Genomic DNA, 22,968 nt, shown 5'->3' on the forward strand with positions numbered 1-22,968 from the left:
AACCTGATTCGCGGCATCGACGTACCTTAGGACGGCCCTTCGTCGGACCGTTGGCGGGACCGCTCGCAGCTTGTCGGAACCCGCCCGTGTCCCGGGGTTTTGCCGGCTCCACGGCGCTCGGTGCAGGACGCGGGCCGTTCGGCTCACGTCTGGTCCATATCGGACCGTGGCGGTGCCGGCGCGGTGGAACACGATCGGGGAGAGGTGGCATCGGGGTGCGGTTCGTCTACCGCGGCGGCGACGGGACCGGGCAGGAACTCGAACTTCGTTTGGGTCGTCCCGACGCCACAGTCGAGGACCTGGCGCGCGCACTTGGCACCCCGTACGGGGTGCTCATCGACGGCCGCGGGTTCCCGCCAGGGACCGGGCTGGCCGAATCAGGGCTGGTCATGGGCAGCGAGGTGGCGCCGGCGGTGCGACCGCCCACCCTGCCGCTTCGCCCCACGGCGACCCTGCGCGTCGTTGGCGGCCTGCAGGCGGGAACGTCAATGCCGCTGCTGCCCGGGCGAATCGTGATCGGCCGGGGAGCAGGGGCCGATCTGAGCCTGGACGCCGTCGACGTCTCGCGGACGCACTGCGCCCTCGAGGTAGCTGCGGACGGCACGGTGATGTTGACCGATCTCAAATCACTCAACGGAACCGATGTCAATGGCATACGACTCACCGGATCGACCCGGATCGGCCCCGACGATCTGATCTGCCTCGCCGGGCAGGTGCTGCTGCGGGTCCTGCCGCCGGACCGGCTCGGCCCGCTGCAGCACGTCAACGCGGTGCGTGAGGCTCGCCCCGGCGGGACGCTGCCGTTCAACCGGGCGCCCCGGGTCGCTTCCCTGGCCGGACCGCCCCCGGTCGTCATCCCGGAGCTTCCGCGCTCGGCTGGTCGCACCGCGTTCAGCATCTCCGCCCTGTTCGGTCCGTTGCTGCTCGCGGGCGCCATGGTCGTCGTGATGGGAGACGTCCGGTACGCCTTCCTCGCCGCCCTGACACCGATCGTATTCCTGTTCGAGTTTGTGGAGACGCGGACCCGGGGGCGGGTGAGTCTGCGGCGGGGCCGCCGGACCTACGCCGCCAGACTCGCGGCGGCGCGGGAGGCGCTGACGGTCCGCCGCGAGACCGAGAGCCGCCAACGCCGGGAGGCCGAAGGCGACCTGGCCGAGGCGCTCTTCCGCGCTCAGGGGCCCGGCTTGCGCCTGTGGGAGCGGCGCCGGGACGCCGCGGACTTCCTCCACGTCTCGGTCGGCACGGCCGACCTGCCCTGGATACCACCGGTGACCTTCGAAGCCCGCGAGCCGGACCCGGAGGCGACCGACATGGTCGCGCGAGTGGCGACATTGCCGCAGGTCCCGGTCGTGGTCCAGATTTCCCGGGGTGGTGTCGTCGGGCTCGAAGGTGACCGGACCGCGACGCTGGCCGTGGCCAGGGCGATGCTGTGCCAGGCGGTGGTGGGCAGCGGACCGGCGGATGTGACCCTCGCGATCTTCGCCGACCCGGACCGGATCGCGGACTGGGACTGGACGAAGTGGCTGCCACACGGTGCGGACCTGCGATCGGGATCGGCGCGCTTCGTGGCGGTCGGACCCGAACAGTCCCAGGCCCTCGCCCGCCGGCTGCTGGCGGAAGCACCCGTGTCGGGGACTGCCGAAGCGCCGACCCGGCCGGTGATGGTGGTCGTCGTCGACGGTGCCACGCTGCTGGAAGGCCGCCCGTGCCCACTGCGTGCGCTGCTGGCCGGTACGACGGTCGCCTGCGGCGGCATCGTGCTCACCCAACGGCTGCCGGCGCTGTGCACGTCCGTGCTGTCCGTCGACGCCGACGGCGCCGCAGCGCTGAAGCAGGTGACCACCGGCGAAGAGGTCACCGACATCATCGCGACCGGCATCGCCGAACGCGACGCCCGACGGCTGGCCCGCGCGCTGGCCCGGTTCGAAGACCCCGAGCTACGCGTGGACGGCGCCGGGCTGCCCGATCAGATCAACCTGCTGCCGCTGCTCGATCTGCCCGACGTCTCGGGCAGGGCGGTCGCGCAGCGCTGGCGGGAGACGGCACAGGGCCTACGGGTACAGGCGGTGCTCGGGGTGACCGAGCGAGAGCTGTTCAGCGTCGACCTCGACGACGACGGGCCGCACGGTCTGATCGCGGGGACAACCGGGTCGGGCAAGAGCGAACTCCTCCGCACCCTGATCGCGAGCATGGCCGTCTACGCCGGCCCGGAACACCTCACGTTCGCGCTGGTCGACTACAAGGGCGGTGGCGCGCTCGACGAATGCGCCCGACTGCCGCATGTCGTCGGACTCGTCACCGACCTCGACGAACAACTCGGCGAACGAGCCCTGCGCTGCCTAGAAGCGGAGCTGCGCCACCGCGAACATGCGCTGCGCGACGCCGGCCTCAGCCACGTACGTGACTACCAGCGGCTACGTGACACCCAACGACCCGACCTGGAGCCGATGCCCCGCCTGGTCGTCGTCATCGACGAGTTCGCCACCCTGGTCAAAGCGCTGCCGGACTTCGTGGAATCGCTGGTCAGCATCGCGCAGCGCGGACGAAGCCTCGGCATGCACCTGATCATGGCCACGCAACGCCCTGCCGGCTCGGTCAGCGACGCCATCAAGAACAACGTCAAACTGCGCATCGCCCTGCGCCTGGAGAGCAGCGGGGATTCCAACGACGTCATCGACAACCCGGCCGCCGCCGGCATCGGCAGCCGCCAGTGGGGACGCGGCTACTACCGGCTCAGCGCCCGTGAGGTCCAACCGGTCCAGACCGCCCTGTCAACCGGCGTTACACCGCAGGACGCCACGACCGCGCCGGTGACCCTCGCCCCATTCCAGGTGGTGACGCCGGCCGCCGACGGCCCAGTCGACACCGGCGACGGCCCAACCGATCTTCAGCGCCTCGTCGCCGCCGCACAGCAGGCGTGCGACGTCGCCGGTATCGCCGCCCCACGCCGCCCCTGGCCCGAACCGCTGCCGCCGGTGGTGGCATTGCGGGACCTCCCGCGCGCGGCGCGCGGCCAACAGACCGCTACCGTCGGCCTGCCCGCGTACGCGCTCGCCGACGATCCGGACCGGCAGACCCAGTACGCCGTGGGCTGGGATCCCGAGGCCGGCAACCTGCTCATCTACGGGGCGGTCGGCGCCGGGACGTCAACCGCGCTCGCCGCGCTGGCGCTCGCCGTCGCCGGAGCACAGCACCCGGACCGCCACCACATCTTCGTCCTCGACCTCGGCGCTGGCGATCTGGCGCCGCTGGCCGGCCTACCGCACACCGGCGGGTACATCGGCGCGGCCGAGCGAGAGCGCCAGATCCGCCTGATCAGGATGCTCCGCCGGCAGCTCGACACCCGCAAGGCGGGCGGCCCGCAGCACGAATGGCTCGTGCTCATCGACAACCTTGGCGCGCTGCTGAGTGACTACGACAAGGATGTGGCCGGCATGAGCCTCGTCGAAGACCTGGCCCGCGTCTTCGCCGACGGCCCGGCGGTCGGCATCCGGTTCGCCGCGACCGCCGACCGCAGCGGCGCCGTACCAGCCGCGTGGAGTGCCCTGACTCAGCAGAAACTGTTGATGCGCCTCGCCGACCCCGCCGAGTATGGCAACTTCGACGTCCCGCGCAGGTCGGTACCCGGATTTCTACCGGGTCGGGCTGTCGTGGCGGCGACCCGGCAGGTCATCCAGATCGGCTTTCCCGGTCCGGCCCTGGCAGCCGCGGTGGCCGAGGTCGCCGCGCACTGGCCGGATGCGGTACGCACCGCTCCGACCGTCGGCCTGCTGCCGCGCCAGGTCACCCTCGCCGAGCTCGAAGTACGCGCGCGAACTGACGACGGCCCGTGGGAGATCCCACTGGGTGTCGGTGACCGGGAGCTGGCCCCGGCCGGTCTCACCCTCTACGCGCACGAACACGCCCTCATCACGGGGCCACCGCGATCGGGTCGCAGCGAGGCGCTGTGCGCGATCGCGAAGGTGGTGCTCGCCGGCGGGGAGCCGCCTGCGGTGGTGGCCTTCGCGCCCCGTCGCTCACCGCTGTGGGAGTTGTCCGCCCCGGTGACGGTGGTGCGCAGCTACCTGGACCTCGACGCGGCGCTGACCGCCGCGGCCGGTCGGGTGCTGGTACTCGTGGACGACGCCGAGACCGTCGACGACGATCTGGGCGTGCTTGACGGCTGGCTGAGCAAGGCGGACGCTGGCCGCCATCTGATCGCGGCCGGCCGGGCCGACGCCATCCGCCGCACCTACGGCAGCTGGACGCAGCGGGTACGGGACGGCCGGTGCGGGGTGCTGCTCATCCCCGACCATGACCTCGACGGCGACCTGCTCGGCGTGGTGCTGCCGCGGCAGGACCGCATGGCACCCGTGCCCGGCCGTGGTTACCTCGTGGCGAACGGAAGCGTGGAGGGGGTGCAGCTGGCCCGCCCGGACTGACCGCCGGCGGCCAGCTGGCATGTACCGCAGAAGTTGTAGGGCTCGACCCGGACGTACGGGAGGAGGTTGAGCGTAATCTCAACCCGCCGCTTGACGACCGATGCTCTCCGAATCCATAGGGTCGCTTCAGCGCGACCAAGACTCCAGGCAGGAACAGATGACTCGCTACGATTTCGCCGCGGCGGACCATCTGAGCCAGAAGCTGAGTGTGCTTGCCGAGAAGATCGAGTGGCTGGCCTGGTTGCGTAAGAGCCAGCGGAGCGCGCTGCTCGGCGATCCGTCCAGCGTGAAGTGGACCGGCAAGAAGCGAACCGCGGTCTTTGAGCCGGAATTCCACCGTGAACAGTCCAGACTCACCGCCCTGGCTGCGGAGGCCATCAGGTTGAAGCAGGCGGTGGACACGGCGACCGCCAACGCGTACGCGGCGAAGAAGGCCGAGGACATGGCCAAGCAGCCGCACGTTCGACAGGCGCCACGCTAGCCGACACGCACCAGCGACGGGAAGGAGGAGGACGTGCGGACCGCGTCAGCGATTCCGGAAAACCTCTACAGCTACTCCGATCACTGCACCCGTGGCGCCCAGGAGTTGCAGAACTGGGTTCGTGGCGCCCTGACGCCCGCGATCCAGGCATACGAGCGGGGCGGTGGGGCGTGTCTCGTGCCGATCGACGCCGAGGTGACAACGACGGCGGCGGCGGCCTCCCGTACAGACGCCGAGGTGCGCCGGGTCGGTCACGCCTTCCAGCAGGCCGGCAGCGCGAGCCCGCTGCCGACGGTCGGCACGTCCCCCAACGACCTGCCCAACCGGCCGGCCGACGGCCTCTACCGCATGTCGGACGAAGCCCTGGACATCCAGCTCAAGCACCAGGCCCAGATTGACGCGGGCGCCGCACTCGCAGCCAAGATGAGCAAAAAGGGCGATCCGGCCAACCTCAGATGGATCACCGAGCAGTTGGATCTGCACGCGAACGACGGGTTCTTCGCCGCGGGCTTCTACAACTCGCTGACGGCCAACCAGATCGCCGAGCTCATGGGGCGGCGCGGCGAGTGCGCGGTGAACGGCAACGACCAGGCCCTGGCCAACGCGCTCGCCAGCGGCGCCCTGTCGGCAAAGGCCGCGCACAACATCGTCACGGCGCTGGGCCGGGTGCAGGGCACGGATCTCTCCGTGCAGCACTGGCACATCACGGAGGGGACGCAACTGTCCGTCCTCCAGGCCATCGCCAACAACCGCACGGCCGCGCGTAACTTCGTCGACCTGCTCAACGGCGCCGACCTGCACCGCCTGGTCAACCTCTCCCAGTACTCCACGGACGGCCTCGTCTTCACGCCGGTGTTCCACGTGCTGTCACAGGCGGCCCTGACCCACGACAACGACCCGGCCGGCATGAGGGCATTCATGAAACGGGTCTCTACCGCGCTGCACGGCGTGGACCTCACGTATGTGCCGGGCGCGCAGGCGACACTGCTGCAGTTCCTCGCGGTGGGGATGGCAGGATCGGTGGCAGACCCCGGACCCGGAATGACGCCCAAGCAGCTGACCAGGTGGATCGAGAATCAAAGCGCTGAAGTCGACTCGATACTTTCCTCATACCTCGACGTGATCATCAAATCGAATGCCGCGCGCGAAGGGGTGGACGACGCGGTGAAGAGCATCACCTCGGGTGCCGTGCTCAACATCCTGCCATGGGGCTCACTGGTCCACTCCGGCTCGAGCGTGCTGGACAACCTGGTGATCGGCGGGCTGCAGAGCGGCGCCGGGATAGGACTCGACAAAGACTTCGAGGCGACGCTGGGCGCGAACCTGCCAGGAGACGGAAAGATCAACGTCCTGGAGTTCACCAAGCGCGCCGGAACCGGCCCGGCTCGGATCGCGATGTGGACCCAGCTGGCCAAGCACGGCTATCTCGTGGACAGCCACAACAAGCCGGTGGACCTCAGCTCCGGTGACACAAAGGCTCTGATCGCGGATATGTCCAGCCATCCACACGACTACTCCATCAAGAACGGCTCGAACGACCTCCAGGCTCTCAACAAGATCTTCGACTTCACCAACGCGGAATCCAAGAGCTACAACACCATTCTCGAACTGACCAAGTGATCAACGGCACGATCGTTCGACCCACAACGAAAGGAAAGCAACATGGCCACCGTTAAGGTAACGGACCTCGCACATCAGGACGCGCAAAAGATGCTGAGCATCATCAACAACCAGATGCCGCAGCTCATCAACCAGCTCAACAGCACGGGGCAGCAGATGAGCGACCCGAACAACTGGGACGGGCCGCTGGCGCAGAAGTTCCGCGGCGAGGTGTGGCCGCAGGCCAAAGCGGACCTGGAGAAGATGAAGAACTCGCTGGCGCAGCTGCAGCAGTCCGTACAGAAGATCCTCACCAACATCTCGCACGCCGGCGGGGCGTGACCGGCGAACCTCCTCGGGGGGCGGTGGTGCGGCCGCCGACGGGCGGCCGCACCACCTCGGCACAACATGCGTGTACGGGAGCGTGCGTGATACGGGTACTCGTCGTTGACGACCAGGTCCTCATTCGTGCGGGTCTGGCCGCGCTGATCCGGGCGGCTCCGGGTTTCGAGGTCGTCGGGGAGGCATCGAACGGCGACGAGGCCGTGGCGCTCGCAGCGGTTACCGGACCCGACGTGGTCCTGATGGACATCCGGATGCCGGACCTGGACGGGATCACGGCGACCTGCCGCATTCTCGACGGCGCGCCGGTCGACCCGCCACGGATACTGGTGCTGACCACGTTCGACCTGGACGAATACGTCTACGAGGCGCTACGCGTGGGTGCCTCCGGTTTCCTGCTCAAGGACACTCCACCGGAGCGGCTGTTGCCGGCAATTCAGCTGATCGCCGACGGTGACATGCTGTTCGCACCGACGGTCACCCGCCGGCTGGTTGAGGCGTACACCGACCAGCCGGACGCGGTCGGACCGAACCACGCCGACCTCGACGTGCTCACCGTCCGAGAGTTGGAGGTGCTACGGCTGGTCAGCATGGGTCTTTCCAACAGCGAGATCGCGGACCGGCTGGTGGTCAGCGAGGCAACCGTGAAAACCCACCTCAACCGGACGATGGCCAAGCTGAACCTGACCAGCCGCGCGCAGGCGGTCGTGCTGGGCTACGAGACCGGCTTGGTGAGACCCGGCCGAGTCGTGCGTATCTGAGGTCTCCTGCGACGGCGGCTTTCTTGCCGCCGGCCTTGCCGAAGCGGCGGTGGAGGCGACGGAACCGGGCGGGTGGAGGTGCGGGAGGCGGCCCAGGTGGCCTCGACGAGCAACCCGCACAGGTATGGGTTGCCGTGGCGGGTGGCGCCTCGCTTACGTCTGCCGGCGGACTCGCGGTTGCATCGCGGCCACCCACGGGTGCCGCGACGCGCGGGCCCAGGAACACGACCGCGGCATAGCTCAACGACGCAGCCGCCGCGGCCAGCTCGGCATACTCCGTGGCCGTGAAGCGCACGTGGGTGCGGAGGTCCCGGCCTGGAAACGAGTACCGGCGAGACCGCGCTGTCACGCCCGGGATTGCGCCCGGACGCCCGACGCGCCGCAGTACCGGCCCCGGGCCAGCCCCACGACAAGCTCGCGGGTGACCGCCGCCCAGCGCACGTCGTCGAGCAGAACGTTCGCGCTGGTCACACTGCTGCGTGACTGGGCAGCGGCGTGACCGCGGGCGCTGGGTCGTCGCGCAGCCGACTGTAGAGGTACCCGTCGCGCCACGCCCCGGCCCGGAACTCGCACGCCCGCACCACGCCCTCGAACTGGAAGCCGGCCTTTACCAAGGACGTCTGCTCGGCGGCGTTCTCGGCGTGGGTACCGGCCTGGACGCGCTGCGCCGGGCTGTGGCTGAACAGGTAGTCGGTCAGCAGCGCCTGTGCCCGCCAGCCGATGCCCTTGCCGCGCCACTCCGGCAGCAGCGCGATGCCGATCTCCCAGTATTTGGCCATGCCGCCGTAGAGCCCCTGCAGGTAGCTCACGAGCCCGCAGGCCTGTCCCTGCACGTCGACGATGAGCCGGCCGTTCTCCTCGCCGAGGTACCCGTCCTGGGCGAACCGACGGGCCGGCTGCTGCGCATCCTTGAACCCGGCCCAGTCCAGCCCGAGGAGGAACGGCTCGGTCAGGAACCGTCGGAACATCTCCAGGTCCGCCTCGACGACCGGCCGCAGCCGGACCTCTCCCCCGTCCGTCATAACGGGCGATAGTAGCCGGATGACGGCGGCGGCAGGACGGGGGTGCACCTCGACGGGTTGGTCGACCGGTACCCCACCGGGGCCGGGCGTGACTGAGACGAGTGCCGCGATCTCGAGCGCCCGCTCCTCCGACGCCACGACCAGAAGCCAGTACCCGGCGAGGAAGTCCCGCGCGTCCGGCCGCACTCCGCCGGTGACCGTGGGGCCGCACCGGCCCGACCACTGAGGAGCGCCAGCAATGGTGAGCGGGTCACCGCACCGGGCGGGGCCCTGATGATCGCCGTGATCTTGGGACTGCTCGCGCTCGACCTGGTGGTTGGAACAGTCCGCCCGTACCACCGCGACCATGCGTCGCAACTACTGTCGGGCGGCTGGCTCGACCGCCACCTATGTGCGGGCAAGTCTGCATGAGGTCGCGGTTGCTTTGGCCGGCCTGACCGGCGAGGACCATCCACTCGCCGCAGAAGCCTAATCAGACGGTGATCACTTGGTGGCCTCCCTCGCCTGTGGCGAGGGAGGCCACCCGTTCCAGTCGGCGGTATCCGGCACCGTAGGGATGCTCCCTGCCGGGTACGAGTTGGTCTCACGCGAGGTAGATGCGGCGTCGATTCCAGAACTGATGGGTAGACGCCAGGCTCGGGCCGAGCTGCAGTAGACGCAACGCTGAGTGACTGCCACGCGGACTGGGCACCACGACGTGCGCGCTCACTGCGGCAAGAGAGTGCGCCGCGGGCGAAACGCCGCTGAAGATTCCCGTCGCCCTCTCTTCAGCCAGGTGGCGGAAAGAAATCACTGAGCGCGTCCCGAATGCTTTCCCCAGATCCGTGTGAGCGTCGCCGCCTTCGAAAGCTGCGACGATAAGCTTTCTGAGCAGCAGGGCGTCCGCGTCAGCCATCGCTCACGGGCCGGTCTGACGGGCGAAACGCGGGTCGGAGGGATCGGCTGCGTCGCGGCGAGAGATTTCTCCGGGGCCGTGTCGATCCGCGGCCCGCTCGTTCGACGTGGGGGTGCGAGGGCCGAGAGGCGGCCCCGCCGGATGAGGAGAACGCGATGCCGCAGTACATGCTGATCATGCGGGGCACCGATGAGACGAACGCGGCCATGATGGCCAACGTCGACGAGATGATGGCCGCGACCCGCCTGTTCATCGAGGAGACGGCCAAGGCCGGCGTTTACGTCGCGGCCGAAGGGCTGGACGATCCGGGCCAGGGCGTCGTGGTGCACTTCAGCGACGAGGCCCCGGTGGTCACGGACGGGCCGTACGGAGAAACCAAGGAATTGTTCGGGGGCTTCTTCCTGCTCGATGTCGCCTCGAAACAGGAGGCGGTCGAGTGGGCCAAGCGGGTCCCGTCGGTCCCCGGGTCCAAGATCGAGATCCGGCGCGTGCCCGGGGAGGACGAGGTCCCGCAGGACAACGGGAAGTTCGTCAAGGAAGGGGCCTTGCGCGAGGGCAGCGGCCAGATCTGATGGGTACGGCCGACGTCGAGGCCGTCTGGCGGATCGAGTCGGCGCGGATCGTCGCCGCGCTGACCCGGTTCACCGGCGATTTCGGGCTGGCCGAGGATGCGGCCCAGGAGGCGGTGGCTGAGGCGCTGGTGTCGTGGCCGCTTGCCGCTCCGGCCAATCCGGCCGGCTGGCTGATGGCCACGGCCCGGCGGCGGGCGATCGACGCGATCCGCCGCCGGACCGCCCTGCAGGACCGGTACGCCCTGCTGGCGGCCGGCCCGGCGGTCGACGACGAAATCGACCTCGACAGGATCGACGACGACGTCCTGGCGCTGATGTTCGTCAGCTGCCACCCGGTGCTCTCCCGCGAGGCCCGGGTGGCGCTGACCCTGCGCGTGGTCGGCGGCCTGTCCAGCGAGGAGATCGCCCGCGCGTTTCTCGTGCCTGTGCCGACCGTGCAGGCCCGCATCACCCGGGGCAAGAAGACGATCGCGGCGGCCGGGGTGCCGTTCGAGCTGCCGGCGGCCGGCGAGCGCCGGGAGCGGCTGGGCGCCGTGCTCAGCGTCCTCTACGTGATCTTCACCGAGGGGTCGACGGCCACGTCGGGCGACCGGCTGCTGCGCCCCGACGTCGCGTACGAAGCGATCCGGCTGGCCCGCACGCTGGCCGCGCTGCAGCCGGACGAGCCGGAGGTGCACGGCCTGCTGGCGTTGTGCGAGCTGACGGCCGCGCGCTTCCCGGCCCGGACCGGCCCGGACGGTTCGCCGGTCCTGCTAGAGGACCAGGACCGGCGGCGGTGGGACTTAGCGGCGATTCGCCGTGGGCTGGCCGCGCTGGTCAAGGCATCGACTCGCGGCCTCGGCCCCTACGGCCTGCAGGCCGCGATCGCCGCCGCCCACGCGTCGGCGCCGTCGGTGGAGGCGACCGACTGGGACCGGATCGTGGTGCTCTACGAGGCGCTCGGCCGGGTCGCGCCCTCGCCGGTGGTCGAGCTCAATCGGGCCGTCGCCGTGGCCATGGCCTCGGGTCCGGCGCAGGCCCTGGCCATCGTGGACGAGCTGATCGCCTTGGACCGGCTCCCCGGTTCGCATTTGGTTCCGACCGTACGCGGGGAGCTGCTGGCCCGCCTCGGCCGGCGACCGGAGGCGCGCGCCGAGCTGGAGCTGGCGGCCCGGCTGTGCGCCAACCAGCGCGAACGCTCGGTGCTGCTGCGCAAGGCGGCCGCGCTGGGCTGACTTCTCCAACTCGGCCAGCCGGGATTCGAGCGCGGCCCGGATGCCGTCGATCGCGTCGGCCCGCCGGCCAAACGCAGCGGCGGCTCCGCCATGCCGGCGCCCGCGACGATCGCGTCGGCCACGTCGGCCGAATCCCCGAACGCGGACGGCGGGAGCGCGGCGAACCCGGTGAGAAACTCGCCCACGGTCGGCGCGTAGACCTCGATCAGATCCCATAGGTCGTCGTCGACGACCCACGCCTCACTCGATGGCCAGCACAAACTCTGGGGTCGGAATCAGCCACCCGACGATCGCGACGCGAGAGGCTACGGTGGACGCCATGAGCGAGGCCGCACCGTACGACGAGACGATCGCAGCATGGCAGGCCGCCGGCGAGAGCGGTGACGCGGCGGCGGCCGCTCGATGTCTGGCGGACGACGTGGAAGTGATTTCACCGCTGACCGCACAGTTCCGCTTCCGCGGCCGGGATCAGGTCGCTGAGATGCTGGGCGCCGCGTTCGACGTCATCAGCGGCATCCGCTTCCATACGGCGGTCGGTGCCGGTGACACCCGTGCGCTGTTCTACCACGCTCTTGCCGGCCGGGAGGAGATCGAGGAAGCTCAGCTCCTGCGGCTCGACCCGGCTGGCCTGATCCGTGAAATGACCCTGTTCGGTCGCCCGATGCCCGGTCTTGCCGCAGTCATGGCCGACATCGGCCCTCGGCTACTTCAGCGACAGGGCCGTCCGGGGCTCGCCCGAGTCGTCAACCTGGCGACCAGGCCGCTGGCGGTCATCACCCGTCTCGGCGAGCGACGGCTCGTACGCTCGCCGACCCAGACCGCGTCGAGCCAAGGTAGTCCAGGAGTCAATGACCTGGCGACGACGACCGGCGGCGCACCTCACGGGGTACCGCCGGTCTTGGCTTTCTCCATGGTCAGTCGCGCGCACCGACCGCCGCGCCGGAACGGCCGGCGGCAATGGCGGGCGCGTCGGGCCGGCGGGTGAGGACGAGGATCGACGTGACGAGCACGAGCAGCGCCAATCCGACAAAGCTCGAGAACCGCACCGTCCATAGTGGGCCGCGCGGGTTGTCGTCGATCGGGAAGGCGGCGCCCACGACGAGCAGCACCGTGGCGATCCAGCCGAGAATCGCGGTGGCCCGGAGCACGCCGGTCGGCCGCCCGGCAGTCCACAGGGCACCCGGCGTCTGCAGCATCCCGGCGATCGAGAGCGTAACCAGCGCGGCGGGCAGGCCGATCAGCGCGATGCCTGCGCTGTTGGCCTGCAGGAGCGCGGTCAGCGCCCCGTCGTCGATGCGCGGGTCGCCCTTGACGATCGCGACGGCGTCGAGGAAAGAGGTGGCCATGCCGCCGACGGCCACCAGCGCCGCGGCACCCACGGCCGCCATCCGCGACCAGGCCGACTCCGCGATCCCGAGCCCCCGCGGCAGGAACACGATGAACGGAATGAAGAGCAGCATGAAGGCCGTACCGGCGAGGAAGTCCCCGACCAGGTAACGGGTGCCGTTGTCCGCGAAGAAGTCGCGGAGTTCTGCCAGCGGCGCGTCGGACGCCGGCGGTTCACCCTGCAGACCACCCACGCTGCCCAGGAAAATGACGACCCAGGCCACGCCGAGGCCTCCGACCCACCGGGCCGGCGTACGAGAGAGCTCCATACCGGCGACGCTAGGCCCTGGGCCGGCGCAACACATCCGACCGGAAGCGGCAGGGTCCGTACGACGCTCGACGTACACGGCACGCGATGGCCCCGCACCTGGGTCAGGGCGCGAACCAAGCCATCGAGGATGCCGCTGTCCTCGCCGCGGTTTGTGATCCGGCGGGCGACGCGGTTGACGCCGCCGCGCGTTGCGCTGCGATCGATGGCCGGCCACGCCGGCAGGGACCCGCCCGTTCCCGCCGGCCGACGACTGAGCGGCCGGGTGACGGTGGGCCCGCCGGCCTTCGTTCAGGTCACCATCGTGCAACCCGCTGCGACTTCACCCTCAGCCGAAGATCACGCCTTGGCCCACCCGACTTCTCCTCGACAAGCGGCGACTTCGCAACATGCGCTCATCGGCATGACAGCGCACGGCGCCAGGCGCTACCAACGCGCGGACAGCGGCCAGATCAGTGCACGTGATCTCGGCCGTGAAGGACGTGGACCGGGCGTGCTCATGTTGGCCAGCTATCGGACCGAGTCGGGTTGTCGTCTCCAAAGTGCAACTGATGGTTGCGCGACGCCGACCTTCCGGGTACCGTCATGCGCAACCAAACGTTGCGGGAGGGTGTCATGGAGTTCGGAACCATCGAGCGCGAGATCTACGTCGAGGCTTCGCCCGAGATCGTCTTCGAGGTGGTGAGCAGTCCCGACCACCTCAAGCAGTGGTGGCCAGACGATGCCCGGTACGACCCGACGCCCGGGTCGGCGGGGGAGATCGTCTTCGGCGACCGCGACGCCGGCGGCGCAGTGGTGCCGTTCACCGTCGTCGACGCGCGACCGCCGCGGACGTTCTCGTTTCGGTGGACGCACCCGGCCGACGAGGTCGCGGCCGAGGGCAACTCGCTGCTGGTCACCTTCGACCTGACCCCGTCCGGCGGCGGGACGCTGCTCAAGATGACCGAGACCGGCTTCCGCGAGATGGGCTGGGAGGTCGCCGTCCTGGAGCAGCAGTACCAGGAGCACGTCACCGGCTGGGACTTCTATCTGCCGCGGCTGGCGCCGTACGTCGCGACGCTGCAGGTGCGGCCATGAGCACAGCGGTGGCCGAGAAGGTCGACGACGACCTCTGGTCCGCGATCGGGGACCCGACCCGGCGCCGGATGCTCGACCTGCTGCTCATCGAGGGCCACGGCACCGCGACCACGCTGAGTCAGCAGATGCCGGTCACCCGTCAGGCGGTGGCCAAGCACCTCGGCGTCCTCGACCGGGTCGGCCTGGTCCGGGCGACGCCGGCGGGCCGGGAGAAGCGGTACCGGGTGGACGACGCCCAGCTCGCCCGCGCGGTGGCCCAGCTGTCGTCGGTCGGCTCGGCGTGGGATGCCCGGCTGCAGCGGATCAAGCGGATCGCCGAGGCGATCCAGCGCACCCAACAGGACTGACAACGAGACTGACGAGATCAAGGAGAGTCGAGATGGTGGACATTCTGCACAGGGTCGGGGTCAAGACCCGGACGCCGGAGAAGGTGTACGACGCGCTGACGACCGTCGAGGGCCTCGCCGGCTGGTGGACCGACGACACGAAGGGGAGTGGCGACGTCGGCGGCGTCCTCGAGTTCCGGTTCCCGGTCGGTGGCTTCGACATGGAGGTCGTCGAGCTACGGCCGTCCGAGCGGGTGGCGTGGCGGGTGGTCGACGGCCCCGAGGAGTGGATCGGGACCACGATCGACTGGGACCTCCGCCAGGACGGCGACTACACGATCGTGCTGTTCAAGCACCAGGGCTGGAAGGAGCCGGTGGAGTTCATGCACCACTGCAGCACCAAGTGGGGCTCGTTCCTGATGAGCCTGAAGTCGCTGGTGGAGACCGGCGAGGGCGCGCCGGCGCCGCGGGACGTGCAGATCAGCGACTGGCACTGAGCCGGCGGGAGGTCAGCCCTGTCCGGCGTCGCCCGAGGTTCCGGCAGCACCGTTGGTACCGGAGCCGTTCCCTGGCCGGCATTGCCGTCCTGGCTGACTGGGAGTCGGCGCTTTGGCTGCACTGCTGGCCGGCACGCCACCCTTGCTTCGGTACGACCCCGTCGCGCCCGCCGCGGCGGGGTCGTCGGCGTGGTCACGGTCGGCCTCGTCGCCGGCGGGCTGGCTGGTTCAGTCGTTCGACGGTGGCGGACCGGCCGCTTGTCCCGGCCTACCTAGGACTAGCCGCCCTCCGTAGGCCGCTGGTAGGGCTTGAAGCCTGGCATTCCACCGGACCAGGTATTGTTCCATGCCCTCGACGGTGTGGGGCATGCTGAGCCACTCCCGGGCGGCGTCGCGAATCTCCCGGCCGGCGATCATCTCGGCGTTCGCCCCGTAGTCGACGGGGTAGGCGTCCACGATGTCGGACAACAGGCCGAAGTTGCAGTACAACGCGCTGGCGCACCACAGGTCCTCGAAGAGCGGCGGCTCGCTCAATGCCCACGTCAACTCTTCGAGCACGTCCATCGGGTCTTCGCCGCTGTTCAGGATCCGGTGCATGCACGACCGGACGTTGAGCCGGCGCGACCACCATTACTAGGCGTGAAGCACGACCTGCGGCAAGAGAGGACGTTCAACTCCTGCCCGGCTCAGCCAACGGGAAGGTGGTATGCCTGGTCCAAGTGCCGCTGTCATCGGTCTGAACCATGAGCGTCACCTTCCGGGCACGTCCCCAGAACGGCAAATGCTGTTCGAGGGCCCGTTCTGCAGCTTGCATGTCCGCCAGGTCGCAGCCATCAGCCACCGTCAGGTGAGGCACGACGTCGTCAAACTGCCCCTCGTACGGCGGGAAAGCCGGGAAGGCTGTGTGCACGAGCTCGGTGAGGATCCGGAACGGCTGGGGATCCTCTGGCGCGAGCCACAGAACCTCGTCGCCAAACCATGCGGTGCGGGTCAGCCGAAAGTCGAACGCTGCGGTACCGGCGAGGATCCGTTGCAGCTCAGCTACGACCACCGGGTCGATCTGAGCTGGAGGCACAAACGGAAACAGCACGGTGACATGTGCCGGGACCCCTAACCTGGCGCTGCCGTCGAGGACATCACGGTGGCGTCCCACTGCCGCTTCCGCCTCGGGGACCTCGAGGACTAGGGCACTTCGACGGAGTACCGGACCCATGGCACGAGCCTAGACGAGTAAGTCCTAATCCTGATCAGTGGTCGTAGGCGATCAAGGGCCTGGTCAGGGGTTGTCCGGTGGTCCGGTTGTGCCAGATGGCGGCGGTCATGGCCAGGAGTCGTTGCGCGACGCGGGCGGCGACGCCTTCGATGCTGCGGCCGCCGTGGAGCTTGAGGTCGAGTTGGCCCTTGAGGGTGTCGTTGACTGATTCGATGAGTTGCCGGATCGGCTTGAGCAGGTGCTCGCCGGGTCGTGGGGTGCGGTTGCGGTAGGACGGTCGCAGCAGCCGCACTCCGCGTTCGGCCAGCCAGCGGTCCAGTTCACCGGACACGTAGCCTTTGTCCGCGATGACCGGGGCGTTCGGCCAGGAGTTCCGGGTCGTGTTCGAGGATTGCGGTCAACACCTGCCGTTCGTCGACCTTGGGGCTGGCCAGGGCCCAGGCGACCGGCAGGCCGGCCGGGGTGCAGATCAGGTGTAGCCGCAGGCCCCAGAACCAGCGCGAGTGCGACGGGCAGTAGCCGTAGCTGGCCCATCCCGCTAACCGTGAGCGGCGCGCGGTGGGCCGGGACCGGCCGCACTCGACCGGGGTGGAGTCGACCACCCAGGCGGAGTCGGTCCACAGGTCGGTGTCCGCAGCTACCGCCTGGATCGCCCGCTTGAGCAGCGGCAGGGCGGCTCGTAGGCGCTTGTTGTAGCCGGACTGGCCCGGCAGATAGGGAAACGCCCCGGGCAAATGCGCGGGAACGAACCGCAGCCAGCGGGCCTCGGACCGGATCCCGAGCAGCACCTGGGCCACCGCGAGGGTCAACAGCTCGGCGTCTGACAGCTTCGGTGGCCGACCGGCCCTGCGGGCCTGCCCCAGCCAGTCGTCGATCTTCACGTACAGTGCAGTCTCAACCCCCGATCCGTGGCCCGACCCCGTCAGGGTCGACGATGGAGTCGGGGCGTTCACCTTCGTCGCCGGTATCGGGCCGGCCCTGACCTTCGTTCGCGCCCGGTCATGAGCGACCGCGCGCGGAGCGCCGCGTGATGCGGCCCGGGGCAAGGCCACCTTGCCTCTCGCCCCGGCTCAGGCCCACGGCGGCGGCTCATAGCAGGACGAGCGAGAAGTCCCTGTGAGTTCTGCGGTTCAGCGGAATGTCGATCTTGACGCGGCGAGCGATCTTTCCGCGGCTGATGCCCAGCCCCTGGGCGATGAGCCGTTCGGGGCGAAGGGCGCACGGGCTCGTCGAAGATGACCGAAACCTGGACGGGCCAGGGGCCTTCGGGAGGGGACGGGGCGAGCGGTTCCCAGCATGAGTCCCACTCCAGGGCGAACCGGTTGCGCCGGGCGATCAGCGGGTCGAGAAGGACGCGGGCGACGAGGGCAGAGGAGTTGCCGCAGTAGCCCTGCAGAAGGATCGGATCCAGGTACCGGACCGGAACGCGATCGTGAACGGTGATTTTGCTGGTGGGGTCGCAGGAAACGCGGGCGACCAGGAGCCAGATGTCGAGGAGTTTGCCGTTGGCACTGACGCGGAACTTCCCGTCGCCGGTGCTGGCGAGGCCGGAATGGCAGTGGACGCAGCGGAATGCGAGCAGGGGAAGGCGCGTGCGCCGAACGGTCCAGGACAAAACGATATGAGGACGCGTAGACATGATCTCTCTTAAGACCTGACGGAAGGCATGGGAAAAGAGCCGACGGCGACGTCGGCGACCGATGCACGGGAAAGGTGTCAGGTCTAAAGAGCAGGCGGCGTCACGCGGGGTGAAGTCCTCTCGTGAGTGGGTCGGAGAAGAAGATCCAGTTACAAGGTAGGGCGGGACGGGCTGGCGAGGCCACCCACTTTTGTCCTGGTGCCGAGTACTGAGGGGCGGGGTCGGCGAACTGGGCGTCGACCACGCGCCGATCGCGGTACTTGTCAAGGCCGGTGAGACAGTGGGTGTTACGCCGCTTGGGGTAGTGGTTGATCGGTTGCCGGTTCGGGCGGGTTGATCCAGACGGCGTCGGGCAGTTGCAGCGCTTTGGGTCTGGGCCGGCTGGAGAAGCGTTCGGGGTGGGCGGTCCAGGCGGTGTCGAGGGCCTGCTCGCGTTGCTTTTGTTGGGTCGTGGCGTGGCCGTAGTGGACGTCGGCGGGGGTGTGCAGACCGATGCCGGCGTGGTGGTGTTCGTGGTTGTACCAGCCGAAGAACGTGTCGCAGTACGCGCGGGCGTGGGCCAGTGACCCGAAGCGTTCGGGGAACGTGGGGTGGTACTTCACGGTCTTGAACGCGGCTTCGGAGAATGGGTTGTCGTTGCTCACGCGCGGGCGGGAGTGCGATCGGGTGACGCGGAGGTCGGCCAGCAGCGTCGCGACGCGTTTGGAGGTCATGGAGGTGCCGCGGTCGGCGTGCACGACGTGCGGGACGCCGTGGGTGGCGATGACGTCGGTGATGAAGTCGTGGGCGATCTCGGCGCTCTCTCTGGCGGCGACGTGGTGCCCGACGATGTACCGCGACCAGATGTCGATCATGACGTAGGCGTCGTAGTACACGCCCTTGGTCGGGCCGGGCAGTTTGGTGATGTCCCAGGTGAACACCTGCCCTGGGCCGGTGGCGGTCAGCTCCGGGCGTGCCCGGGTGGGGTGTCGGGCCTGCCGGCGCCGATCGACGACCTGATCGTCGGCGTGCAGGATCCGGTAGAGGGTGGAGACCGAGGCCAGGTACACGCCTTCGTCCAGGAGCGTCGCGAACGCCTCGGTCGGGGTGGTGTCGACGAACCGGTCGCTGTCGAGCACGGCCAGGATGCGGGCGCGTTCGGCGTTGCTGAGCCGGTTCGCCGGTGCGGGCCGCGGCGCCGGCGGGCGCCTGTTGAGGGTCCGGGACCGTCGGTGGGCGGTGCTGCGGGAGATCCCCGTCAGACGGGCCGCGTCCCGGGTCGCCGTCCGGGCGGCCAGCAGCGCCGTGTGGGCGTCGGTCAGGGCTTGGTCGGCTTGGTGTCGGTGTCCGCGCTCTCGGAGATCTCGGCCAAGAGCGCGTGTGCATTTCCCATGATGTCCAGCGCCGCCTCAGTACGGGCGATCTTGCGGTTGGCCTGCTCCAACTGGCGGCGCAGCCGGGCGATCTCGGCCTGCTCCCCGCTGGGCTTACCGACGCTCTGACCGGGCTTCTTACCCTCGAGCAGGCCGGCGTCGCGGGCGCGGCGCCACTCGCTCATCAACGACGAGTACAGCCCATTGCGGCGCAGATAGCCGTTGCCGTCACCCTCGGCGACGGCCTGCTCGTACTCGGCGAGCAGCCGCAGCTTCTCCGCCGGGGTGAACGACCGACGCCGCCGTGGCCGATCTGCGCGAGGTCCCTCACTGGTCATGGCCCCATCGTGCCCGACGGACAGTTGCGCGCTGGAAATCGTCATCGAGAGAAGATCCATCCTCGCCCCGGGAGGGCTACTTGCTCTGAACCGCTGGTCTCACCCAACCCTGACACCCAGGGTCGCCCCCGCGGCCCCTTCTGCCGTATTCCGGGCGCCCCCCAACCTGCCGTGCAGGCATGGGGCAGAGGCTCTGCAATAGCGCCGCACGGCGCACTCTCATCGGCACGTCCGGACGCCGCGCCCCGTGTGGCAGACGGTCACGCTCTGTGGCGCGGTCTGCGGCATAGCGGATGCGTCGGCTCATCGTGCGGCGGAACCAGCCGATCTGGCCCTCGACACCGCCCTTCTCGTGTGCGCCGGTCAGGCCCGGCTGACAGTAGAACGCCTCCAGATCGAAGTGCGAGCGCAGGGCGATCCAGCGGTCGCTTTCCACCCGCAGCCGGCTGAACCCCAGCACCTTGGCCACGGCGGCCTTGAGGTTGTCGTAGCGGACCTTGCCCGCGGGCACCCCGCCGAGCACGTTGAACGCATGGGCGTGGCCTTCGAAGAACGCCTCCTGCCCGCCGGAGGCAGAGATCCGGTGCACGCCCTTGCCCGAATACGACATGCGCAGGCAGAACAGGTGACAGGTCACCAGCTCGCCGCGGAGCCGGATCGCGACCTCGCCGAAGTCGACCTCGGCCTCCATGCCGGGCAGGTGCGACTGCACGATGAACGCGTTCACCGGCTCCCGCCCGTGCTCGACCCGAATCTGCGGTCGCCGCAGCGCCACATACGCCCGCACGACCTGATCCGACACGTCGCTCATCTGATGCTCATCGATCAGCCGGGCGTAGATCCACGTCACGGTGTGCCGCTGCTTGCGGGGAGCGTCCAGATCCGTCACCAGCATCTGGTCGATCACCGGCTTGAACGGATCCAGCTTCGAAGGCCGCGGCGGGTACTTCTTACGCGCCTCCGGCCACGAACCATTCAGTGCCTTGTGGACAGTGCGCCAGCCAACCCGGTACTTGCGCTCCAGACCGCGCCCAGAAACCCCGGCCCGCGAATCCCGACGGATCGCGGCATACAGCTCCACCTTGGACAGGTCCGGCATATCGGGCCCCCTCGCAGGGCCCGCTCATCCTTGGGGTCGGCCAAGATACGACGGAAACCGGCAACCAGTGATCTTGAGTTGAACTTGCCGCAGGTGACGTGCTGGGGCGGATCGGCGTCGGCTGCCCGACCAGGGACAGCGATGCGCAAACGCAGCCGGAGGCCCGAGCTTGTGTCACCGTTCGCAGTGGACTTCTTCGCGTACCCGCTCAGATCGGTCAACGGCGCACCCGATAGCGCAGGTGAAGCACCCGGTTGCCCTGAATCACCACGTCAGGATCCTCCAACAGGTGCTGCGCGTGGACCGACCCGAAGTAGCGCTTGCCGGACCCGAACACGACGGGCACGACGTCCATGCGCACCTCGTCGATCAGGCCCGCGGCAAGCACCTGGCCACCGACGTCGCCAGCGGCGACCTCGACCATGCGGTCACCCGCAAGCTCCTGCGCCTTGGCCACGGCTGCCTCGACGCCGTCGACGAAGTGAAACGGCGCCTCGGGCTCCCAGCCCTCGGGCTCCGGCCGGTGCGTCACGACGACCACGTGGTCGATCCCGCCCGGAGGCTTCCCGTCCCAGCCGTCCGTCATGTCGAAGACGTGGCGGCCGACGATTGTCGCCCCGATCTGGTCCCAGTACGGCCGGGTGTAGTCGTAGGACGTCTGCGACACCTTCACCTCGCCGCTCTCGTCCAACGGGACGTCACCGCTGGACAACCAGTCGAACAGCGGTCCGGGCTGGTCATTCTCGTCCGCGACGAAGCCGTCCACCGACACCGAGCTGTACATGACCACCTTGCCCACGGGGCTCTCCTCTGCTTTGGGGTGCCCCCAAATTAGCGTGTCGTGAGCTGTCACTCTTGTAAGAAATCAATCGGCCGGCAGCGGCCAGCCGTCCAGCGCGTGGCCGGGATGTTCGCGCAGGAACCGCCGCCGGACTTCGACGTACCTGGTCGGCGTGAGCCCGGTGAACGCCTGGAACTCGTGGCCGAAGTGGGCCTGGTCGAAGTAGCCTGCGCCACCGGCGAGGTCGCCCCAGTCGATCGGTCCGGCGGGGTTGATCGCGAACACGGTGGCGGCGAAGCGGTAGGTGCGGGCCAGCCGCTTCGGCGTGACGCCGATGAGCTCCTTGAACCGCTGTGCCAGATGAGTGCTGCTGACACCGGCTGCCACGCTCAGGTCGCCAATCGCCACCGCCCCGCTGGTCGCCGCGATGACGCTGCTCGTATGGCGGACCAGCCCCAGGCCGGCGGTCTCGCACAGCCGTCGCATCAGCTCCTCCTCGAGCAGCGTCAGCATCTCGTGCGGTCCGTCCGCCGTGGCCAGCCGGTCTCGCAGCTCAGCAATGGCGGGCCGGCCCCAAACCTGCTCTACCGTCACCGGCCGGTCACACAGCTCGGCCGCGGGCATCGGCAGGAACGGCGCCAGCCCCCACGGCTTGAAGTGCACGCCGACGGACCGGGTCCGGAGTGGGTAGCCGAACTCCAACGCGCGGGTGGGCATGGTGACCACGCAGCCGTCGGCGTACTCGGCCGTCTCGATGTCGGTGCCGGCGCGGATGCGGAACGGCGCCCCGAGGTTGACGATGAGCAACGCCGCCGGCATCGGCGGCAGCGTCAGCCGGGCGTACGGCGGCGCACCCTCCAGGTAGTAAAGGTCGTCGATCAGCCCGTCGAGCGGCGGTCGCGGCACTCTGGACACGTACTCCACGCCCACAGCATCGCCGACGCCCCGCCGGCGTGTAAAACACATGCAGCTCACGCGCCGATATCAACCGCGGGAACCGGGGATACGCAGTCCGATCGATCGAACTCAACGCCGCCCGCCCTCACGATCGCCCCATCAGAACGGCGGGAAGCTATCGCAAGATCAACACATCGCCAGATCGGCCCGCCAACGTCAGGGCCGAGCCGCCCCAGCACCTCACCTGCGGCAAGTTCAACTCAAGATCACTGGTTGCCGGTTTCCGGCGTAACTTGGCCGACCCCCATCCTTGCACCTCACAGCGATGACGTCACCGTTCACGAACAACGACCTCGCCAAGACCACCCCGCCGTCAACATCCACAAGCAACTGACGTCACGTTTGACGGACGAAGCCAGTCACCGGGGGCGCGGCGCGGACGGGTGCTCGGCCGACTGATGTCGGCCCTTCACCCACCCCTCGACACCGACCCCCGACATCCACGCAGGGGCGTTGCCATCTCGCGGCGCCCCTGCCGACCGGCACAAGGAGACGTCATGCAACCCACGCCCGAGCCCGACGGGGAGGCCGTCGACACCACCACCAGGGTCGCCCTCAGCGTCGGTGACCCCGTCCTCGGCAAGTCGCGGCTGCTGTCGCGGCAATGCGCCACCTGCATCTTCGCCCCCGGCAACCGGATGCACCTCTCCGCCGGCCGGCTGCGTGACCTCGTCACCGAGACCCGCCGACGGGAACGTTCATCGTCTGCCACGACACCCTCCCCTACT

General features: G+C 69.2%; 22 protein-coding genes and 2 pseudogenes. 13 read left to right on the forward strand and 11 right to left on the reverse strand.

What is annotated here, in order from left to right; genetic code table 11:
- Nucleotides 1–215: 215 nt before the first annotated feature.
- From ACFOYX_RS36020 to ACFOYX_RS36040, 5 genes are all read left to right on the forward strand, one after another.
- Nucleotides 216–4,421 carry an FtsK/SpoIIIE domain-containing protein gene (locus tag ACFOYX_RS36020; RefSeq protein WP_322443875.1) on the forward strand — a complete coding sequence of 1,402 codons (4,206 nt, stop codon included), beginning with the start codon at nt 216–218 and terminating at the stop codon, nt 4,419–4,421.
- 157 nt (nt 4,422–4,578) lie between these two features.
- Entirely contained in the window at nt 4,579–4,902 is a 324-nt protein-coding gene (locus tag ACFOYX_RS36025; protein ID WP_322443876.1) for a hypothetical protein, read from the forward strand.
- Nucleotides 4,903–4,935: 33 nt separating this feature from the next.
- Nucleotides 4,936–6,522: a hypothetical protein gene (locus tag ACFOYX_RS36030; protein WP_322443877.1), complete on the forward strand. Its 1,587-nt coding sequence runs from the start codon at nt 4,936–4,938 to the stop codon at nt 6,520–6,522.
- A 42-nt stretch (nt 6,523–6,564) separates the two neighbouring features.
- Nucleotides 6,565–6,843 (forward strand): pyrophosphorylase, encoded by a 279-nt coding sequence (locus ACFOYX_RS36035; RefSeq protein WP_322443878.1) that lies wholly within the window; start codon nt 6,565–6,567, stop codon nt 6,841–6,843.
- An 86-nt stretch (nt 6,844–6,929) separates the two neighbouring features.
- The gene (locus ACFOYX_RS36040) at nt 6,930–7,604 is read left to right on the forward strand and encodes a response regulator transcription factor (RefSeq protein WP_322442355.1); all 675 of its coding nucleotides are present in this window, start codon (nt 6,930–6,932) and stop codon (nt 7,602–7,604) included.
- A gap of 345 nt (nt 7,605–7,949) precedes the next feature.
- Here ACFOYX_RS36040 and ACFOYX_RS36045 read toward each other — a convergent pair whose 3' ends face one another.
- Together ACFOYX_RS36045 and ACFOYX_RS36050 are read right to left on the reverse strand one after the other, a co-directional pair.
- Nucleotides 7,950–8,075, reverse strand: coding sequence for a hypothetical protein (locus ACFOYX_RS36045; RefSeq protein WP_322442398.1), 126 nt, complete (start codon nt 8,073–8,075; stop codon nt 7,950–7,952).
- Nucleotides 8,072–8,626 (reverse strand): GNAT family protein, encoded by a 555-nt coding sequence (locus tag ACFOYX_RS36050; protein WP_322442354.1) that lies wholly within the window; start codon nt 8,624–8,626, stop codon nt 8,072–8,074. The genes ACFOYX_RS36045 and ACFOYX_RS36050 overlap by 4 nt, the downstream gene beginning before the upstream one ends.
- Nucleotides 8,627–8,899: 273 nt before the next feature.
- On the opposite strand from ACFOYX_RS36050, the gene ACFOYX_RS36055 reads away from it, so the two are divergent.
- The 4 genes from ACFOYX_RS36055 to ACFOYX_RS36070 all read left to right on the forward strand — a co-directional run bounded on the left by ACFOYX_RS36055 (nt 8,900) and on the right by ACFOYX_RS36070 (nt 12,292).
- Complete coding sequence (locus tag ACFOYX_RS36055; RefSeq protein ID WP_322442353.1) at nt 8,900–9,037, forward strand: hypothetical protein; 138 nt, start codon at nt 8,900–8,902, stop codon at nt 9,035–9,037.
- Between the two features lie 651 nt (nt 9,038–9,688).
- A complete protein-coding gene (locus ACFOYX_RS36060) occupies nt 9,689–10,093 on the forward strand; it encodes a YciI family protein (RefSeq protein ID WP_322442352.1) in 405 nt (134 codons plus the stop codon).
- A complete protein-coding gene (locus tag ACFOYX_RS36065) occupies nt 10,093–11,307 on the forward strand; it encodes a DUF6596 domain-containing protein (protein ID WP_322442351.1) in 1,215 nt (404 codons plus the stop codon). Before ACFOYX_RS36060 ends, ACFOYX_RS36065 begins: the two co-directional genes overlap by 1 nt.
- Before the next feature lie 319 nt (nt 11,308–11,626).
- Complete coding sequence (locus ACFOYX_RS36070) at nt 11,627–12,292, forward strand: nuclear transport factor 2 family protein (RefSeq protein ID WP_322442350.1); 666 nt, start codon at nt 11,627–11,629, stop codon at nt 12,290–12,292.
- Here ACFOYX_RS36070 and ACFOYX_RS36075 read toward each other — a convergent pair.
- Nucleotides 12,222–12,962 carry a hypothetical protein gene (locus ACFOYX_RS36075; RefSeq protein ID WP_322442349.1) on the reverse strand — a complete coding sequence of 247 codons (741 nt, stop codon included), beginning with the start codon at nt 12,960–12,962 and terminating at the stop codon, nt 12,222–12,224. The two genes, ACFOYX_RS36070 and ACFOYX_RS36075, sit on opposite strands and share 71 nt — an antisense overlap.
- Nucleotides 12,963–13,576: 614 nt before the next feature.
- On the opposite strand from ACFOYX_RS36075, the gene ACFOYX_RS36080 reads away from it, so the two are divergent.
- The 3 genes from ACFOYX_RS36080 to ACFOYX_RS36090 are packed head-to-tail and all read left to right on the forward strand — an operon-like array spanning nt 13,577 to nt 14,861.
- A complete protein-coding gene (locus ACFOYX_RS36080) occupies nt 13,577–14,038 on the forward strand; it encodes an SRPBCC family protein (RefSeq protein WP_322442348.1) in 462 nt (153 codons plus the stop codon).
- Nucleotides 14,035–14,385 carry a metalloregulator ArsR/SmtB family transcription factor gene (locus tag ACFOYX_RS36085; RefSeq protein WP_322442347.1) on the forward strand — a complete coding sequence of 117 codons (351 nt, stop codon included), beginning with the start codon at nt 14,035–14,037 and terminating at the stop codon, nt 14,383–14,385. Before ACFOYX_RS36080 ends, ACFOYX_RS36085 begins: the two co-directional genes overlap by 4 nt.
- A gap of 32 nt (nt 14,386–14,417) precedes the next feature.
- The gene (locus tag ACFOYX_RS36090; protein WP_322442346.1) at nt 14,418–14,861 is read left to right on the forward strand and encodes an SRPBCC domain-containing protein; all 444 of its coding nucleotides are present in this window, start codon (nt 14,418–14,420) and stop codon (nt 14,859–14,861) included.
- Nucleotides 14,862–15,089: 228 nt separating this feature from the next.
- On the opposite strand, the gene ACFOYX_RS36095 is transcribed toward ACFOYX_RS36090, so the two are convergent.
- The 8 genes and pseudogenes from ACFOYX_RS36095 to ACFOYX_RS36130 all read right to left on the reverse strand — a co-directional run bounded on the left by ACFOYX_RS36095 (nt 15,090) and on the right by ACFOYX_RS36130 (nt 22,207).
- Nucleotides 15,090–15,458, reverse strand: a complete 369-nt coding sequence (locus tag ACFOYX_RS36095; RefSeq protein WP_322442345.1) for a hypothetical protein — start codon at nt 15,456–15,458, stop codon at nt 15,090–15,092.
- Between the two features lie 73 nt (nt 15,459–15,531).
- Nucleotides 15,532–16,074, reverse strand: coding sequence for a 2'-5' RNA ligase family protein (locus tag ACFOYX_RS36100; RefSeq protein ID WP_322442344.1), 543 nt, complete (start codon nt 16,072–16,074; stop codon nt 15,532–15,534).
- 34 nt (nt 16,075–16,108) lie between these two features.
- A pseudogene (locus ACFOYX_RS36105) lies at nt 16,109–17,000 on the reverse strand (IS982 family transposase).
- 23 nt (nt 17,001–17,023) lie between these two features.
- Nucleotides 17,024–17,713, reverse strand: coding sequence for a DUF1062 domain-containing protein (locus ACFOYX_RS36110; protein ID WP_322442343.1), 690 nt, complete (start codon nt 17,711–17,713; stop codon nt 17,024–17,026).
- A gap of 287 nt (nt 17,714–18,000) precedes the next feature.
- Nucleotides 18,001–19,448 (reverse strand): IS3 family transposase gene (locus tag ACFOYX_RS36115; protein ID WP_322442342.1). Its coding sequence is split into 2 segments (ribosomal slippage): nt 18,001–19,076 and nt 19,076–19,448, totalling 1,449 coding nucleotides; the frame shifts between segments, so codons are not numbered across the junction.
- A 31-nt stretch (nt 19,449–19,479) separates the two neighbouring features.
- The gene (gene istA, locus ACFOYX_RS36120) at nt 19,480–20,502 is read right to left on the reverse strand and encodes an IS21 family transposase (protein WP_322442341.1); all 1,023 of its coding nucleotides are present in this window, start codon (nt 20,500–20,502) and stop codon (nt 19,480–19,482) included.
- A gap of 217 nt (nt 20,503–20,719) precedes the next feature.
- Nucleotides 20,720–21,301: a dihydrofolate reductase family protein gene (locus ACFOYX_RS36125; protein WP_322442340.1), complete on the reverse strand. Its 582-nt coding sequence runs from the start codon at nt 21,299–21,301 to the stop codon at nt 20,720–20,722.
- Nucleotides 21,302–21,367: 66 nt separating this feature from the next.
- Nucleotides 21,368–22,207 (reverse strand): helix-turn-helix domain-containing protein, encoded by an 840-nt coding sequence (locus ACFOYX_RS36130; protein ID WP_322442339.1) that lies wholly within the window; start codon nt 22,205–22,207, stop codon nt 21,368–21,370.
- Nucleotides 22,208–22,737: 530 nt separating this feature from the next.
- On the opposite strand from ACFOYX_RS36130, the pseudogene ACFOYX_RS36135 reads away from it, so the two are divergent.
- Nucleotides 22,738–22,968: pseudogene (locus tag ACFOYX_RS36135) on the forward strand (hypothetical protein); the annotation flags it as partial.

It is taken from the genome of Micromonospora sp. GCM10011541 (assembly GCF_042650725.1).
Taxonomy (GTDB): domain Bacteria; phylum Actinomycetota; class Actinomycetes; order Mycobacteriales; family Micromonosporaceae; genus Micromonospora; species Micromonospora sicca.

What these genes read in the sequence shown, in the direction of transcription:
- ACFOYX_RS36060 (WP_322442352.1), top strand. Translation starts at nt 9,689, where the DNA reads ATGCTGATCATGCGGGGCACCGATGAGACGAACGCGGCCATGATGGCC.
- ACFOYX_RS36035 (WP_322443878.1), top strand. Translation starts at nt 6,565, where the DNA reads ATGGCCACCGTTAAGGTAACGGACCTCGCACATCAGGACGCGCAAAAG.
- ACFOYX_RS36110 (WP_322442343.1), bottom strand. Translation starts at nt 17,713, where the DNA reads ATGTCTACGCGTCCTCATATCGTTTTGTCCTGGACCGTTCGGCGCACG.
- ACFOYX_RS36090 (WP_322442346.1), top strand. Translation starts at nt 14,418, where the DNA reads ATGGTGGACATTCTGCACAGGGTCGGGGTCAAGACCCGGACGCCGGAG.
- ACFOYX_RS36025 (WP_322443876.1), top strand. Translation starts at nt 4,579, where the DNA reads ATGACTCGCTACGATTTCGCCGCGGCGGACCATCTGAGCCAGAAGCTG.
- ACFOYX_RS36070 (WP_322442350.1), top strand. Translation starts at nt 11,627, where the DNA reads ATGAGCGAGGCCGCACCGTACGACGAGACGATCGCAGCATGGCAGGCC.
- istA (WP_322442341.1), bottom strand. Translation starts at nt 20,502, where the DNA reads ATGCCGGACCTGTCCAAGGTGGAGCTGTATGCCGCGATCCGTCGGGAT.
- ACFOYX_RS36050 (WP_322442354.1), bottom strand. Translation starts at nt 8,626, where the DNA reads ATGACGGACGGGGGAGAGGTCCGGCTGCGGCCGGTCGTCGAGGCGGAC.
- ACFOYX_RS36100 (WP_322442344.1), bottom strand. Translation starts at nt 16,074, where the DNA reads ATGGGTCCGGTACTCCGTCGAAGTGCCCTAGTCCTCGAGGTCCCCGAG.
- ACFOYX_RS36080 (WP_322442348.1), top strand. Translation starts at nt 13,577, where the DNA reads ATGGAGTTCGGAACCATCGAGCGCGAGATCTACGTCGAGGCTTCGCCC.
- ACFOYX_RS36065 (WP_322442351.1), top strand. Translation starts at nt 10,093, where the DNA reads ATGGGTACGGCCGACGTCGAGGCCGTCTGGCGGATCGAGTCGGCGCGG.
- ACFOYX_RS36075 (WP_322442349.1), bottom strand. Translation starts at nt 12,962, where the DNA reads ATGGAGCTCTCTCGTACGCCGGCCCGGTGGGTCGGAGGCCTCGGCGTG.
- ACFOYX_RS36085 (WP_322442347.1), top strand. Translation starts at nt 14,035, where the DNA reads ATGAGCACAGCGGTGGCCGAGAAGGTCGACGACGACCTCTGGTCCGCG.
- ACFOYX_RS36055 (WP_322442353.1), top strand. Translation starts at nt 8,900, where the DNA reads ATGATCGCCGTGATCTTGGGACTGCTCGCGCTCGACCTGGTGGTTGGA.
- ACFOYX_RS36095 (WP_322442345.1), bottom strand. Translation starts at nt 15,458, where the DNA reads ATGCACCGGATCCTGAACAGCGGCGAAGACCCGATGGACGTGCTCGAA.